Origin of the sequence: Streptomyces avermitilis MA-4680 = NBRC 14893, from assembly GCF_000009765.2 — a bacterium.
GTDB lineage: Bacteria > Actinomycetota > Actinomycetes > Streptomycetales > Streptomycetaceae > Streptomyces > Streptomyces avermitilis.
Map to the genome: position 1 here is coordinate 8,734,055 of NC_003155.5, position 16,007 is coordinate 8,750,061.

The 16,007-nt window shown below is 72.8% G+C and carries 11 protein-coding genes; 8 read left to right on the forward strand and 3 right to left on the reverse strand.

The features are described 5' to 3' along the window. Position 1: 1 nt before the first annotated feature. The 3 genes from SAVERM_RS37595 to SAVERM_RS37605 all read left to right on the forward strand — a co-directional run bounded on the left by SAVERM_RS37595 (position 2) and on the right by SAVERM_RS37605 (position 5,477). A complete protein-coding gene (locus SAVERM_RS37595) occupies positions 2 to 1,762 on the forward strand; it encodes an IucA/IucC family protein (RefSeq protein WP_037647107.1) in 1,761 nt (586 codons plus the stop codon). After that, on the forward strand, positions 1,759 to 2,985 hold the full coding sequence (locus tag SAVERM_RS37600) for a type III PLP-dependent enzyme (RefSeq protein ID WP_010988718.1): 1,227 nt from the start codon (positions 1,759 to 1,761) through the stop codon (positions 2,983 to 2,985). Before SAVERM_RS37595 ends, SAVERM_RS37600 begins: the two co-directional genes overlap by 4 nt. A 134-nt stretch (positions 2,986 to 3,119) precedes the next feature. Continuing rightward, the gene (locus SAVERM_RS37605; protein ID WP_037647109.1) at positions 3,120 to 5,477 is read left to right on the forward strand and encodes a SpoIIE family protein phosphatase; all 2,358 of its coding nucleotides are present in this window, start codon (positions 3,120 to 3,122) and stop codon (positions 5,475 to 5,477) included. 52 nt (positions 5,478 to 5,529) lie between these two features. Here the strand turns inward: SAVERM_RS37605 and SAVERM_RS37610 are convergent, their stop codons facing one another. After that, entirely contained in the window at positions 5,530 to 5,958 is a 429-nt protein-coding gene (locus tag SAVERM_RS37610) for a DUF3291 domain-containing protein (RefSeq protein WP_037647111.1), read from the reverse strand. Positions 5,959 to 6,071: 113 nt separating this feature from the next. On the opposite strand from SAVERM_RS37610, the gene SAVERM_RS37615 reads away from it, so the two are divergent. Further along, positions 6,072 to 6,692: a MerR family transcriptional regulator gene (locus tag SAVERM_RS37615; RefSeq protein ID WP_037647112.1), complete on the forward strand. Its 621-nt coding sequence runs from the start codon at positions 6,072 to 6,074 to the stop codon at positions 6,690 to 6,692. A 222-nt stretch (positions 6,693 to 6,914) separates the two neighbouring features. Further along, positions 6,915 to 7,403, forward strand: coding sequence for a phosphatase domain-containing protein (locus SAVERM_RS37620; protein ID WP_037647210.1), 489 nt, complete (start codon positions 6,915 to 6,917; stop codon positions 7,401 to 7,403). A gap of 31 nt (positions 7,404 to 7,434) precedes the next feature. On the opposite strand, the gene SAVERM_RS37625 is transcribed toward SAVERM_RS37620, so the two are convergent. Continuing rightward, positions 7,435 to 7,650 carry a dodecin gene (locus SAVERM_RS37625; protein ID WP_037647113.1) on the reverse strand — a complete coding sequence of 72 codons (216 nt, stop codon included), beginning with the start codon at positions 7,648 to 7,650 and terminating at the stop codon, positions 7,435 to 7,437. Between the two features lie 211 nt (positions 7,651 to 7,861). Here SAVERM_RS37625 and SAVERM_RS37630 point away from each other — a divergent pair, with 211 nt between their 5' ends. Then, positions 7,862 to 9,112: an extracellular solute-binding protein gene (locus SAVERM_RS37630; RefSeq protein ID WP_010988724.1), complete on the forward strand. Its 1,251-nt coding sequence runs from the start codon at positions 7,862 to 7,864 to the stop codon at positions 9,110 to 9,112. 26 nt (positions 9,113 to 9,138) lie between these two features. Here the strand turns inward: SAVERM_RS37630 and SAVERM_RS37635 are convergent, their stop codons facing one another. After that, entirely contained in the window at positions 9,139 to 11,211 is a 2,073-nt protein-coding gene (locus SAVERM_RS37635; protein WP_242432220.1) for a SpoIIE family protein phosphatase, read from the reverse strand. Positions 11,212 to 11,471: 260 nt separating this feature from the next. Between SAVERM_RS37635 and SAVERM_RS37640 the strand changes: the two genes are divergently transcribed. Then, positions 11,472 to 14,159 carry a winged helix-turn-helix domain-containing protein gene (locus SAVERM_RS37640; protein WP_171033147.1) on the forward strand — a complete coding sequence of 896 codons (2,688 nt, stop codon included), beginning with the start codon at positions 11,472 to 11,474 and terminating at the stop codon, positions 14,157 to 14,159. Positions 14,160 to 14,169: 10 nt separating this feature from the next. After that, positions 14,170 to 15,996: an MFS transporter gene (locus tag SAVERM_RS37645; protein WP_010988727.1), complete on the forward strand. Its 1,827-nt coding sequence runs from the start codon at positions 14,170 to 14,172 to the stop codon at positions 15,994 to 15,996. The last annotated feature ends 11 nt before the right edge of the window (positions 15,997 to 16,007 follow it).

Below are 16,007 nucleotides of genomic sequence, written 5' to 3' on the forward strand. Positions count from 1 at the left end.
GATGCCCGCACTGACCGACTCGCTCGATGCCGCTCCCCGCCGCACCGCCCCGGTCCGACCGCCCACCGCCGAACAGGCAGTGACCCACACCCTGCTCAACTGCCTGCTGCGCGAGGTCTCCGGACCCGAGCGGCAGACCGCCGTCGCCGACGGCCACCTGCTGCTGCGCCTGCCCCGCCGCGGTGTGCTGCTGCGCATCGCCCTGCGCCGTACGTCCCTTGTGGGCGCGCACCGGTTCAGCGGGCCGGTGTGCGAGGACGACGACCACGGCGGCTGGCCGGAGGTCGACTGGCAGCGGCTGGCCACCTACGTGCACGACGAGCTGTCCCTTCGCACGGGGGTACGCAACGAGGAGTTCCTGGAGCAGGTCGACTCCAGCCATCGGGCCGTCGCGGCCGGGCTCGCCGCACGGCCGGCGGACGACACCCCGGCCGCCATGCTCGCCACGGACGCTCTCTCCGCCTACGTGGCCTCGGAACAGTCGCTGGTGTTCGGACACCGCTTCCACCCCACCCCGAAGGCGCGCACCGGCAGCGCCGGCTCCTGGTCCTCGTACGCGCCGGAGGCCGGCGCCTCGTTCCCGCTGCGGCACCTCGCGGTCCGGGCGCACCTGATCGCCGAGGAGATGGCCGAACCCGCGGCCGCCGCGTCGCTGGACCGGCAGCGCGCGGACGTGCCGCACGGCCACCGGCTGCTCCCCGTCCACCCCTGGCAGTACGAGATGCTGCGTGAACACCCCACGCTGCGCGCGGCCCTCGACCGGGGTGACATCGTCGACCTCGGCGAGGGCGGAAGGCCCTTCGCCGCCACGGCGTCCGTCCGCACGCTCTACGACGGCGAGACGTTCCTCAAGTTCAGCCTGAACGTCCGCATCACCAACTGCCTTCGTAAGAACGCCAGTTACGAGCTGGCCGGAGCGGTCGCCCTCACCCGCGCCCTGAGCCCGGTCCTGGCCGACCTGGCCGACCGCTTCCCCGGCAGCGCCGTACTGCGCGAGCCCGCCTACCGCAGCCTCGCCCTCCCCGGGCCCGACGGCACGCCGGACCGCGAGCTGCTCGAAGGCTTCGGCGTCATCGTCCGCGAAGGCCTGCCCGGACGGCTCCTGCCCCGCATCACCCCGCTGCTCGCCGCCGCCGTCGCCGACGAGTACCCGACCGGGCCCGCGCACATCTCCCGCCTCCTCGCCGCCGCGGGCCCGGGGACCGTCCTCGACTGGTGGGCGGCCTACCTCGACCTCCTAGTACCGCCCGTACTGGCCGCCTACTTCGACCACGGGCTGGTCCTCGAACCGCATCTGCAGAACGTGCTGATCTGCGTCGACGGCGACGGCATGCCCACCCAGGTCCTCTTCCGCGATCTGGAGGGCACCAAGCTCGTCCCCGAACGCCACGCCGGCACACTCGCCGCGCTGCCGCCCGACGTGGCCGGAGCGATGACGTACGACGCCCAGCGCGGCTGGGACCGCGTCGTCTACTGCCTGCTGGTCAACCACGTCGCCGAACTGCTCGCCGCCCTCGCCGACCTGCGTCCGCAGACGGAGGCCGCGCTGTGGGCGCAGGTCCGCGCCACCCTCCAGGCCTACGCCGACCGGTACGGCTGCCCACCGGAACTGGCCGCTCTGCTCGCCGGAGTCCCGCTCCCGGCCAAGGCCAATCTGCTCACCCGCTGGCAGCGCAAGGCCGACCGCGACGCCGGATACGTCCGGCTCGCCTCACCGCTCGCCGAGGACATCCTGCGCCACACGGCCCGGAGCGCCCGATGACCGTACCCACGCCCGCGGTGCGCGACCGCATCCGGACCCTCGCCCCCGGCGAACTGCCCGCGTACGTCTACGACTTGGCGGAGCTACGGGCACATGCCGCAGGTGTGCGGGCGGCGCTTCCCGAGCGCGTCGAGCTGTACTACGCGGCCAAGGCCAACCCGGAGCCGGAGATCCTGGCCGCGCTCGCCCCGTACGTCGACGGCTACGAGGTGGCCTCGGGCGGCGAACTCGCCCATGTCGCCCAGGCGGTGCCGGGCCGCCCGCTGGCCTTCGGCGGCCCCGGCAAGACTCCGGACGAGGTGGCGGCCGCGCTGGCTGGGGGCGTGCAGCGCTTCCACGTGGAGAGCGAGTACGAACTGCACATGCTCGCCGAGCAGGCCCGCCGCGTCACCCCGGGCACGCGGGTGGCGGTCCTGCCGCGTTTCAACCTCCCCGTGCGGGACGGTTCGCTGGCCGGCAGCGCCCTGGCGATGGGCGGCCGGCCCACCCCCTTCGGCCTCGACCCCGCGCAGGCCGGTACGGTGCTCCGGCTGCTCACCGACGGCACCTACCCGCACCTCGAGCTGCGCGGCGTCCACGCCCACCTGGCCAGCGGACTCGAGGCGCCCGAACAGCTGGCGGTGGCGGAGACGGTCGTCGGCTGGGCGACGGACATGGCGGGGGAGCACGGCGTCGGGCTCGGCGAGGTCAACGTCGGCGGCGGCATGACGGTGGACTACGCGGCCCCCGAGCGCCGCTTCGACTGGGTCACGTACGGGAAGGGTCTGGCCCGGCTCGCACACGCGCATCCGGAACTGACGTTGCGCATCGAACCGGGCCGGGCGCTGACCGCGTACTGCGGCTGGTACGCCACCGAGGTGCTGGACGTGAAGCGCAGCCACGGCGAGGAGTTCGCCGTGGTGCGCGGCGGCACCCACCACCTGCGGACACCGGCGACCAAGGGCCACGACCAGCCCTGTTCCGTGCTGCCGGTGGACGGCTGGCCCCATCCGTGGCCCCGGCCGGCGGCCGAGGCCGAACGGGTCACGCTCACCGGCCAGTTGTGCACCCCGAAGGACGTCCTGGCCCGGCAGGTACCGGCAGGCGGACTGCGGGCCGGTGACCGCGTGGCGTTCGCACTCGCGGGCGCCTACGCGTGGAACATCTCCCACCACGACTTCCTCATGCACCCCCGGCCCGGGTTCCACTTCCTGCTCCCGGACAGGGGTGACGGCGAGCCCTGACGGTCCTCGGTCCGCGCTCGACGTCCCTCGCGTGATCACGCATGCGCCGGGACTCACCCCGGGTCGACCGGAACGGTGGCGTCCGTACGGCCGCCGAGTTGTTACGGCTCCGGTATGGGATCATTCTGGGGCACATGGAGCGTGTCGCTGCTGCGGCGATCGTCGACGACCACGGCGTCGTGACGGCGTGGAGCGAAGGTGCCCGGCAGCTGACGGGATACGGCTCCGAGGACGTCGTGGGCCGGGCGGCGGCCGACCTGCTCGTCGAAGCGGCGCTGCGGGAGACGGCCGCCGCGCTGACCGGTGTGACCGTGCTGACCGGTGTCGCCGTGCTGCGACACCGCGACGGTCACCCCGTGGAGATCGCCCTGACTGCGTGCCCCGTCCTCGGCCCGGACGGCGGACCGCACGGATACGTCATCACCGCGGAGCGGCCCGGCGGGCCGGAGCCGACCCCGGAGGGCCGGGCGTTCCAGCAGGCTTCCGTCCCCATGTGCGCCTTCGGCACGGACCTCCGCTTCCTGCGGCTCAACGACAGCGCCTGCCGGGGGATGGGGGGCGCCGAGGAGTCCCTGGTGGGCCGGTTCTACGGGGACACCGTCCCGGCGGACAAGACCAGCCGCGGCTTCCTGCTGAACCTGCGCAAGGTGGTCGAGACCGGGACACCCCTGCGCTACGAGACGTACACCAGTGCCCCCGCAGGGGGACCGGCACGCGCCTGGAGCATCGAGATGTGGCCGGTACGCGGCGACACCGGCGCCGTGGACGAGGTCGCCATGGCGGCGTTCGACAGCAGCGAGCAGCACGAGGCCCGGCAGCGGCTCGCCCTGCTCAACGAGGCCGCGGCCGCCATCGGGACCACTCTGGACGTGGTGCGCACCGCCGAGGAGCTGGTGAACATCGCCGTACCGCGCTTCGCCGACTTCGTCAGCGTGGATCTGCTCGACTGGGTGCTGGGCGCGGAGGAACCGGCCGGCGACCACGGACCCGGCGTCGTACTGCGCCGGGTCGCGCACGGATCCGTCACGGAGGGCACCCCGGAGGCGGCCGTCAGGCTGGGCCAGACGGACACCTACCCCCCGTTCTCCCCGCCCGCCCGGGCGCTGACGTCGGGGCGGGCGGTGCGCAGCCGTGCGGGCGACCCGGATTTCGACCGGTGGGTCGGCGAGCGCAACGCGCGGAACGTCGGAACCCGTGCCTCCCGCGAAGGCGCGCACTCGCTGGTGACGGTGCCCCTGCTGGCCCGCGGCACCACACTGGGCGCCGCGGTGTTCATCCGCGTCAAGAACCAGGACGCCTACGCCGTCGACGACGCGTCGCTCGCCGAGGAACTGGCCAGCCGCGCCGCCGTCTGCATGGACAACGCCCGCCGCTTCGCCCGCGAGCAGTCGATGGCGCTGGCCCTCCAGCACAGCCTGCTGCCCCGGGGCCTGGCCGCACACGCGGCCACGGAGGTGGCCTACCGCTATCTCCCGACGGATTCGGCGGCGGGCGTCGGCGGCGACTGGTTCGACGTGATCCCGCTGTCCGGCAGCCGGGTCGCCCTGGTCGTCGGCGACGTGGTGGGACACGGCATTCACTCCTCGGCGACCATGGGACGCCTGCGCACGGCGGTAAGGACCCTCGCCGACGTGGACCTGCCGCCGGACGAACTCCTGACCCACCTCGACGACCTGGTGATCCACCTGGCGACGGAGGGGAGCGGCGAGGAGGTGGCGGAGCTCGGCGCGACCTGCCTGTACGCGGTCTACGACCCCGTCTCCCGCCGGCTGGTCCTGGCGTCCGCCGGCCATCCGCCGCCGGCCGTCCTGCTGCCCGACGGCACCGCGCAGGTCGTCAGGGTGTCCGCCGGACCGCCGCTCGGGGTCGGGGGTCTGCCGTTCGAGGCGACGGCACGGGAACTGCCCGAGGGCTCGCTGATCGCCCTGTACACGGACGGGCTGATCGAGGGCCGCGGCCGCGATCTCGACCGCGGCACCGCCGAGCTGTGCCGCGCGCTGGTCCTTCCCGGCGCCTCTCTGGAGGCCCTCTGCGACTCCGTGCTGAAGTCGGTGCTGCCGGACAGTCCCAGTGACGACGTGGCCCTGCTGCTGGCCCGCACCCGCGCGCTCGGCGCGGACCAGGTGGCCACCTGGGACATTTCGCCGGAGGCCGCCTGCGTGTCCGCGGCCCGGCAGTCCGTCCTCGAGCAGCTGACCACGTGGGGGCTCGACGAGATGGCGTTCGTCACCGAACTGGTCGTCAGTGAGCTGGTGACCAACGCGATCCGCTACGGCGAACCGCCCGTCCAGCTGCGGCTGATCCGCGACCGTTCGCTCATCTGCGAGGTCTCCGACGGGAGTGCCACGTCACCGCACCTGCGTCGGGCGCACGCCTACGACGAGGGTGGCCGCGGCCTGCTGCTCGTGGCCCAGCTCACCCGGCGCTGGGGCAGTCGGCAGAACCCTCCGGGCAAGACGATCTGGGCCGAGCAGCCGTTGCCGCCGGGGTGAACCGGGGTGAACCGGAGTGAACCGGGGTGCGGAGCGATGGGGGCGGATGCGGTCAAGTGGCCTTCGGGCCACCGGAGTTCGAGAGGTCGGCGCGTTCCTGTTCGGCCAGCCGGCGTCGGGCGTCCGCCCAGTCGACGGGCAGCTCGCCGGCCGGTGTCCGCCAGAACGTGAAGACCGAGCCGCTCATCGTGGACCGCAGACCGTTCATGATCGTCCGGTGTGGTTCGGTCTTCACGTAGGTGTACAGCGCCTCCTTGTCCTCCCAGGCGGACAGGGTCCAGAAGGTGCGTTTGAGCGGTTCGGCGACGAGCGAGGCGCCGAACGCGCCGGGCGCGCTCTTCACCTGCTTCCACGTGGCGAGCGAGCGCAGGAAGAAGCGCGGCACGTCGGCGAACCTGCGGACCTCCAGGCGGGACGCCATGACGAACGCCTCGGCGCCCGGTGCGGGTTCTTCGACGGTGGTCCAGGGGAGCGTGGGCATGGCGACGGCCTTCTTCCGGAAGCGGCGCGGGACGGCGTGGAGGGCATATTGGATACCTTCACTATCCATGTTAGACAGTGAAGGTATCCAATGACCAGAGCGGAGCCGTCCCGATGCGCATGTCCGAGCTGAGCCGCCGCAGTGGCGTCTCCGTCACGACGATCAAGTACTACCTTCGCGAAGGTCTGCTTCCGGCCGGCCGCCGGCTGTCGGCCACCCAGGCCGGGTACGACGAGGACCATCTGCGCAGACTGCGTCTGATCCGCGCGCTGACCGGCGTACGGGGGCTGCCCGTGAGTGCCGCCCGGGACGTTCTCGGCGCCCTGGCCGAGCATGCGGGCGACACCCATTCCCTGCTGGGTCTCACCCTCGGCTCGATCCGGCTGGCCGAGGAGTCCGCCGACGACTCCCCGGAGCCGGCCGAAGTCGACTCGCTGATCCAGGAGTTGGGCTGGGACGTCCACAAGTCGGCGCCGGCCAGGTCCGCGCTGGCAGAGACCCTGACCTCGCTGCGCACGCTCGGCGCCCCGCTGGACCGGCGCGCTCTGCTGTCGTACGCGCATCTCGCGGAACGGACCGCGGTCCTGGACCTCGACCAACTGGACGGCATCGAGGACCCGTTGGAGGTGGCCGAACGCGCGCTGCTCCTCACGGTCCTGCTGGAACCCGCGCTGCTGGCGCTACGGCGCCTGGCCCAGGAGAACGAGTCGGCGCAGCGGCACGCCGAGAGCTGAGGCGCGGGCGGGTTCGTACAGGGGAGGCCTGCGACGGGCTGTCCCCCGAACGGCAGCCGGAATACCGTTCCGCTGGCTGCTGGCTGCTGGCTGCTGGCTGCTGACCGTTGACCGGCGGCCGGCAACCGGCAACCGGCAACCGGCAACCGGCAACCGGTCTACCGATTCGTACCGCCCGAGTCGCCCGTTCGGGCGAGTCGGGGCCCGCCTAGGGTGGTCGGTGTGACGCAGAAGAGCAGGCCACTGGCCGTATTCGACCTGGACAACACCCTCGCCGACACCGCGCACCGGCAACGGTTCCTGGAGCGGAAGCCGCGGGACTGGGAGGCGTTCTTCGCCGCCGCCCCGAAGGATCCGCCGCTGGCGGCGGGCGTGGCGCTGGCGCGGGAGAGCGCCGAGGAGTGCGAGGTCATCTATCTGACCGGGCGTCCCGAACGATGCCGCCGCGACACCCTCGACTGGCTCGCGGCCCAGGGGCTGCCCGAGGGGCGTGTGTTCATGCGCGGCAACGGCGACCGCCGGCCCGCCCGCGTCACCAAGCTGGAGATCCTGCGCAGACTCGCCCGGGACCGTGAGGTCCGCGTGCTCGTGGACGACGACGAATTGGTGTGCGTCGACGCCGAGCGCGCGGGCTTCACCGTCGTACGGGCCCGCTGGGCATCCTCGTCCGAGGCGCTCAAGGAGGCGCAGGAGGGTGAGGGGCGGACCTGACGGGCGCCGTCGGGCCCTGGGGGCGAAGGGGTCAGTCGCCGTCGTCCAGGCGGAAGCCCACCTTCAGGCCGACCTGGTAGTACTCGATCTGCCCGTTCACTATCTGGCCCCTGGTCTGGGTGACCTCGAACCAGTCCAGGTTGCGCAAGGTCTGGGCGGCGCGGGCGATGCCGTTGCGGATCGCCTGGTCGATGCCCTCGGTCGAGGTGCCGACGATCTCGGTGACCCGGTAGGTGTGGTCGGACATGCGGGTGCTCCTCTCGGCCGTGACAGGTGTGTCACGCGTCACTCAACGGTGCCGCAAGGTGCGGCGGAGCGCGAGACGTCGGCCCGTCACCCCGCTCCCCCTTGACCTCCGCATTGGTCCATACCAAAATCCAGCACACCCGCACGAGCGCCACGCTCGTCCCCCACGCCGGGCCCCCTGACCCTGTCCGCAAGACAGAACTGGACCCCTCGTGAGACGTCGACTCCTCGCTCTCCTCTGCGTTTTTGCCTCGTTGCTCACCGCCTGCGGCGCCCTGCCCGGAGAGGGGACCGGGCGGCGGACCGTCACCGTATGGCTGATGAAGGACAGCGCGTCCAAGGAGTTCCTGGCCCGGTTCACCAAGGAGTTCGAACGGGCCCACGGCGATCTGCGGCTCGACATCCGCATCCAGCAGTGGACCGGGATCGGCGAAAAGGTGCAGACGGCGCTCCGACGGCAGGGCGGCGACGGGCCCGACGTCATCGAGGTCGGCAACACCCAGGTCGCCCAGTACGTCGACGGCGGCGGGCTGCTCGACCTCACCCTCGAGTCGTTACGCGACTGGGGCATGAACGACTGGCTGCCCGGTCTCGCCGAACCCGGCAGGTTCGGCTCCCGCCAGTACGGCATCCCGTGGTACGCGGCCAACCGCGTCGTCATCTACCGCAAGGACCTGTTCGCCGCGGCCGGCCTGGCCGGTCCCCCGAAGACGCGCGACCAGTGGCTCGCCGACACCCAGAAGCTCAACTCCCACGATGTCCAGGGTATTTACCTGGCCGGACAGGACTGGTACACCCTCGCCGGATTCATCTGGGACGAGGGCGGCGACCTCGCCGAGCAGCCCTCCTCCGGCACCTGGGAGGGCAGCCTGGACACGTCCGCCGCCCTGCGCGGCATGGACTTCTACCGCAGGCTCCAGGCCCTCGGTACGGGGCCCGCGGACGCCGACGAGGAACACCCGCCGCAGGCCGGGGTGTTCGCGCGGGGGCGGGTGGCGCAGATCGTCGCCGTACCCGGGCTCGCCCAGGCCGTCGTGCGCAAGAATCCCGACCTCAGGGACAAACTCGGCTACTTCCCCGTCCCCGGCCGAACCGCGGCACGGCCCGGTGCCGTCTTCACCGGCGGCTCCGACCTCGTGGTCCCCAAGAACACCGACGACCGCCGTGGCGCCACGGCGGTCGTCGCGGCGCTCGCCGGCGGCAAGTGGCAGACGGATCTCGCCCGGACGATGAACTACGTGCCCAACAAGACGACCCTCGCCGACGCGGTCGAGGGCGAGGAGGGCGTCGCGGCCATGGCGGCGGGCGCCGCGCAGGGCCGGGCGACCCCCTCGTCCCCGGACTGGGCCGCCGTCGAGGCCGACAACCCGGTCAAGGACTACATGACGAAAGTGCTGACCGGCGCCGATCCCGCGACGGAGGCCCGCCGCGCCTCACGCCGGATCACCCGGACACTGTCGTGACTCCGGCGGCCACCCTGCTCGGAAGGTCAGAGCGATTCGGCCGGGCCGGTGCCGGGGGACAGCGCCTGCTCGGTCCAGATCGTCTTGCCCGGCGGCGTGTAACGGGTGCCCCACGCCTGTGCCAGCTGCGCGGTGATGAACAGACCACGACCGCCCTCGTCGGCCGTACCGGCGTGGCGCAGATGCGGTGCGGCCGAGCCTGCGTCCCGTACCTCGCAGGTCAGGGTGCGGTCATGGATCAGGCGGAGCTCGAACGGCGCGCTTCCGTATCTGACCGCGTTGGTGACGAGTTCGCTGACGATGAGCTGGGTGTTGAAGGCGGTCTCGTCGTCCACGTCCCACGCGGCGAGCTGCCCGCGGGTACGGCGGCGGGCGACGGCCACGGACGCCGGGTCGGCGTCGAGCGGCCACGCGGCGAACCGGTCGGGGGGAAAGGCCCGGGTGCGCGCGACGATCACCGCGGCATCGCCGGCGCCCAGACCTGCCGGGCGTGCGTAGACGAGGGCGTCGCAGAGGTCCTGGAGCGGACGGTCGTGGTAGTCCGGCGCCGTGGACAACGGTTCTGAGGATTCGGCGAGATACGAGGTGAGGAGCGGATCACTGGCGAACACCAGGACGCTTCCGTGCGGAACCTCGACGCCGACGGTCGCGAAGGGCGCGCCCTCCGTCGCGCCCAGCCGCGGCCCGGCCGGTATGCCGGGGACGGTGACCGTGCGGTCGGGGCACACGACGAGGGGGACCAGGGGGCCGGCTGCCGCCATCGCGCACGTGCCGGTCAGAGGGTCGTGTACCGCGTACACGCAGTCGGCGGTGAGGGATTCGCGGCGCAGCGGATCGCCGAGCGGGAGCCGGGCGCGTTCGGCGGCGAGCTGGCCCGCCGTGTAGTGCAGGCGGGCGAGCAGCTCGTCGGGGGAGAGGTCGAACGCCGACAGGGAGCGTACGGCGGTGCGCAGTTGCCCCATGGTCGCGGCCGCGTTCAGACCATGCCCCGACACCTTGCCGACGACGAGGGCGGTGCGGGCGCTGGACAGGGCGATGGTGTCGTACCAGACCCCGGGATCGGCGCCGGTGACGGAGAGGTAGGCGGTGTCCAGTGACGCGTGGGTCTCCGGGCTGCGGGGCAGCAGTTGACGCTGGACCGTGGCGGCGACCGTGTGCTCCCGTGTGTAGCGCCGCGCGTTGTCGATGCACAGCGCCGTGTGGGTGGCCAGCTCGACCGCGAGGTCCCGGTCACCTTCGTCGAAGGGGGGCGACTGTCCGGTGCGGTACAGGCTGACGACGCCGAGGGCCGCGTCGCGCAGCGCCAGGGGAACCACGAGGAGCGAATGGGCTCCCGATGAGTGGATCGCCTCGGCGCGCGGGGGATCGACGGACAGCCACGGGGCGGTCGGATGGAGCGCGACCACGCGCGGGCTCAAGTCGGCCAGGGCCTGGGTGAACGGGGTCGGAGCCGGCAGGCGGCGGACATCGCCCACCGGATGGGCCTGCGGCGGCCGCGTACGGGTGCTGCGGAACGCGGTGCGCATCAGGGGCGTGCTCGCGGGCGGCGGGGCCTGCGGCGGGTCGTCGCCGCGGATCACGGCCTCCACCACCTCCACGATCGCGATATCGGCGAACGCGGGGACCACGGTCGGGACGAGTTCCGCGCCGGTCACGACCGGATCCAGGGTGCGTCCCACGTGCCGGCGCACGGCGTCGAGCACCTCGGTGCGGGTGCGGGCCCGCTCCCGCTCGGTGACGTCGATCGCGGTGACCGCCACCCCGAGCACGGACCGGCGCGGATTCTCCAGGCGCAGCGCGGTGATCTCGAAGTGCCGCTCCGGCGGCGGGTCCCCGTTGCTTCGCGCCCGGACGATGCGCTGCACCACAGGGACCCCGGTGTCCAGCACCTCGCGCAGGAGCGCCTCCAGGTCGACGCCTTGGACGAGGTTGTAGACGTCGCGGACCGGGCGCCCTTTCAGGTCGTCCAGGGGCACGCCACGCATGCCGGGGGTGGCGGTGTTGATGCGCACCACCCGCAGGTCGGTGTCCAGCAGGTGGAGCCCGATCGGTGACTGCGTGAACAGCGCCTCCAGCATCGAGGCGGTTGTCTCGTCCACTCGCCGGCCGGGATCGCTGTGCGGCACAGGGACCACCTCCGAACTCCGTCCTGTGCTTGCTCCGGCGCACGGCTACCCCGTATCCCGGCGTGTTTCCAGCGTGCTCCGCCGTCGGCGCGACCGCACCCGAAGAACGCCCGGCCCACTGATCACGGCCCCCGTGGGAGGGCTGGACGCCATATGGCGCGCACGAGCAGGAACACTGGGATGCTGAAGGGGGAGCGCTGCCCATGTCCTGACGAACAGTGGTGGTGAGCGCCATGGCAGGGCTGGAAGAGAACGGCTCGGAACCGACCGCGCCACGCGCCGATCCCCAGGGAGACCCGTTTCTGCGCACCCGGTTCGCCCTGCCGACGCGCCCCGGGACGTTCCTGCGGCGGGAGCGGTTGGTCAGGCACCTCGACCACGCCCTCCGGACACCGCTGACCATGGTCAACGGAGCCGCGGGTGCCGGCAAGACCCTGCTGGTCGCCGACTGGGCCGCGGGGCAGGACCGGTCCGTCGCCTGGCTCACCACCGACGCGGCGGACCAGGGGTGCGGAACGTTCTGGGCGTACCTGCTCCAGGCCCTGCGCGCCTGTGATGTGCCGCTGCCCGCCGAGGTCGGCTTCCCCGCGGACGCGAACCGCGTGGACCACACGCTGCTGGCGCGACTCGCCGCCGACCTGAGTGTCCGGGACCGGCCCGTGGTGGTGGTGCTCGACGAATACGACCGGGTGACCGACCCGGAGATCGCGGACCAGCTGGAGTTCGTCCTGCACCACGCGGGTCGGGGCATGCGCCTGATCTTCGTCACCCGCACCGAGCCGTTGCTGCCGCTGCACCGTTACCGGGCGGCCGGCGACATGACGGAGATCAGGGACGCGGAGCTGGCCTTCACCCCCGAGGAAGCGGCCGCGCTGCTCGAACTGCACGGTCTGCGCCTTTCGGTGCACGCGGCGCGCGGCCTCGTCGAACGCACCCGAGGGTGGGCCGCCGGACTACGGCTGTGCGCCCTGGCCGCGCAGGAGCGCCCGGATCCGGAGACGTATCTGAAGGAGTTCGAGGCCGACCGCAGCACCGTCGCCGACTTCCTGCTGGCGGAGGTGCTCAAACGGCAGCCCCCCCAGACGCAGGACCTCCTGCTGCGCGTCAGCGTCCTCGAGCGCTTCTGTCCCGAGCTGGCGAACGCGCTGACGGACCGCAGCGACGCGGAGGCCATTCTGGCCGGGCTGCACCGCGAGAACGCGTTCGTCGAGCACCTCGGGCACGCGTGGTACCGCCTCCACCCGCTGTTCGGGGAGATTCTCCGCGCCCATCTGCGGGTGCGCCTTCCCGGCCTGGAGCCCGAACTCCACCGGCGGGCCGCGCAGTGGCTGCGGCGCTCCGGATCCCTCGCGGAGACGCTCGGCCACGGTGCCGCCGCCGGTGACTGGGAGTTCACTGCCGGTGCCCTCGTCGACGACCTCGCCATCGGTCAGCTCTTCACCGGCCTTCGCTCCGACGACCTGGCCGAGCTGTTCTCCCGGATGGGGCCCGAAGCCACGAGCCCCGCGACGGAGCTCGTACGCGCGGCCCGTGACCTGTCCCGGGGTGACCTCGACCGCGGCCTGACCCATCTGCGGCACGCCGAGCAGAGCCTGGCCGGGGAACGGATGCCGACGGGGGATGACTCGGCCGGCCTGGCGGCGGCCCGGCTGAGCTGTGCTCTGCTGGAAGCCCTGGCGGCCCGCCTGACCGGTTCGCCGGGCAGGGCGGAGGCGGCCGCGGAGGCGGCCGGGAAACTCCAGGAGGAGGTGTCCTCGCATCTCCTGGACGAGCATCCCGAACTCACCGCCCTCCTGCTGACGCACCTTGGTTCGGCGCGGCTGTGGGCCGGGTGCTTCAAGGACGCGCGTGCCGCCCTGACCACGGTGGCAGCCTGCTCCGGGGGAGCTTCGACGGCGCTCCCGCGCGAGGAGTCCCTGGGCCACCTGGCCCTGATCGACTACCTGAACGGCTGGCTCGGCAGGGCGGAGCGCAAGGCCCTGGCGGCGCTGGGCGAGACGGAGCGATTCAGCCTGCCGCAGGCGTCCGGCTCCGGCATCGGACTGCTGGTCCTGGCCGCCGTGGCCGTCGACCGCAACGAACTGGGTGAGGCCCAGGCCCTCCTCGACGCGGCGGCCGACACGCACCGCGCGATGCGGGACCCGGTGAGGGAAGCGGGGCGGGCCATCGCCACCGCACGTCTGCTGCTGGCCCGCGGCAACCCGCACGCCGCGATCGAGGCGGCCGGACCGGCCGTCGCCGCGGACGTGGTCTCCCCCTGGGCGGAGGGGCACACGGCGCTGGTGGCCTCCGCCGCACACCTGGCCGAAGGCCGGCCGGAGGCGGCCGCGGAGTTGCTGCAAGCGGTGCCCGACGACCAGCCGGCGTGTGCGGTGGGGGCCGCGCGGGCCCAGCTCGCCGCGGGCAATCCCGGCGCGGCGATCGACCTGCTCGACCGGTTGCACCCCAAGGGCCGTATCGGCCCGGGGGTGACCGTCCGGGCCTCGCTGGTGCGGGCGCAGGCCGCGGACGCGGCGGGGGACTCCGCCACCTCGCGCAGGCTGGTTGCCCAGGCCCTCCAGGAGGCACGGCGTGAGCGGCTGCGGCGCCCCTTCCTCGAAGCCGGACCGTGGATCCGTCCGTTGCTGGGCACGGCGCCACTGCGCGGGCTGGCCGCGGGCTGGCTCGCCCCCGGCCCGCCGCCACACGGCGGGCCCCGGCCCGTGGACCAACCGCCGGCGCCGGTCGTGGAGGAGCTGAGTGGCCGCGAGCGCGAGGTGCTGCAACGGCTGGCCGAGATGATGTCGACGGAAGAGATCGCCGCCGATCTGTATGTGTCGGTGAACACGGTCAAGACCCACCTCAAAAGCGTCTACCGGAAGTTGGCGGTGAACCGGCGCCACGACGCGGTGCGCCGGGCGCGCGAGCTGCGGCTGCTGTGACCACGGCCCTGTGGGGGCCGGGCCGCATGACGGACCGCCGAGGCCCCCGCGGCTGGGCAGGCGCCTTCGCGGCTCGTCCGGCTCGCCCGTGGCGGGTGAGGCGCAGGGGGAGTTCTGCGGATGCGATGGGGGTGGCGGCAGGGCACGCGCCGGCCGCTGCCCGGCCGGCCGCGCCGGCGCGCCGGGCCGACTCGGCGAGGTGGACATCGTGACGCACTGGCGGGCGCTGATCGTCCTGGGCACGGCCCAGTTCCTGATGGTCCTCGACACCTCGGTCATGAACGTGTCCATCAGTCAACTGGTCGAGGACTTCGACACCGAGGTCACCGCCATCCAGGCCGTCATCACGCTGTACGCGCTGGTCATGGCGGCGTTCATGATCATCGGAGGCAGGCTCGGAGACATCTTCGGGCGCCGCCGCCTCTTCCTCCTGGGTCTCGTCGTCTACGGCGCGGGGTCGGCCCTGACCGCCGCGGCCCCCACCCTGTGGGTCCTCGTGCTGGGCTGGTCGGTCATCGAAGGACTCGGTGCCGCGATGGTGCTGCCGGCCATGGCGGCCCTCGTGGCCGAGTCCTACCGCGGGCGGGACCGGGCCGTCGCCTTCGGCGTCATCGGCGGACTCGCCGGCGCCGGGATCGCGGTCGGCCCGCTGCTGGGCGGCTGGGTGACGACGTACCTCACCTGGCGGCTGGTGTTCGCCGGTGAGGTCGTGGTCGTCCTGGCCGTGCTGTGCTTCCACCGGGTGATCACGGAATCCCCCCGGACCGGTCCGCGCCCCCGGCTGGACGGGGTCGGCGCCGCACTCTCGGCGGCCGGCCTCGCGCTGGGCGTGCTCGGTGTGCTCCAGAGCGGCACCTGGGGATGGGTGGAGCCCCGCAACCCGCCCTTCACCGTCCTGGGCTTCGCGCCGACGCTGTTCGTGATCGGCGCCGGAGTGGCCGTGCTGGCCGGCTTCCTGCGCTGGGAGAGGCGCCGGGACGCCCTCGGTGCCGAGCCCCTCGTACACCTGCCCCTGCTGGGCAAGCCCGCACTGCGCTCCGGCCTGCTGTCCCTGCTGTGCCAGAACCTCATCCTGCTGGGACTGTTCTTCACCATCCCGCTGTACTTGCAGGTGGTTCAGGGGTTCGACGCCTTCCAGACCGGACTGCGGCTGCTTCCGGTGTCCGTCACCATGCTCGTGACCTCCATGTGCGCCGCCCGCCTGGGGCGGGTGGCCGGGCCGCGCCGGGTGGTCCGACTGGCCCTGGTGACCCTGGCCGCCTCCATCATGTGGCTGCTGGCCACCATCGACCCGGTCATCGACGACGCGCAGTTCGCCGGGGCCATGGCCCTGCTCGGCGTGGGCATGGGCCTGCTCGCCTCGCAGCTGGGCAACGTCGTGCAGTCCAGCGTCGGCGAGGAGGAACGCAGCGAGGTCGGCGGGCTGCAGTTCACGGCCCAGAACCTGGGCTCCGCGCTGGGCACCGCGCTCATCGGATCGCTGCTCATCGGCGCCCTGGCCAACGCCTTCACCACGCAGGTGGAGGACAACCCGAGCCTGTCGCGGGAAGCCCGGCAGCAGACCGGTGTCGCCCTCGAAGCGGGGATCAGCTTCGTGCCCACCGAGCAGGTGCGCTCGGCGGCCGAGCGTGCCGGGCTGCCGCCCTCCGAGGCCGACGCCCTCGCGGAGTCGTACGCCTCGGCGCAGCTCGGCGGTCTGAGGGCGGCGATTCTCGCCACCGGGGGAATCACCCTCGCCGGCTTCCTGGTCACACCGCATCTGCCGAGTCGTCCGGCCGGCCGTCCGAAGCGACCCGACTCGGGCGCTCCGGCCGACGCGATCGACCGGACCCGCTGACTTCGAGGGAG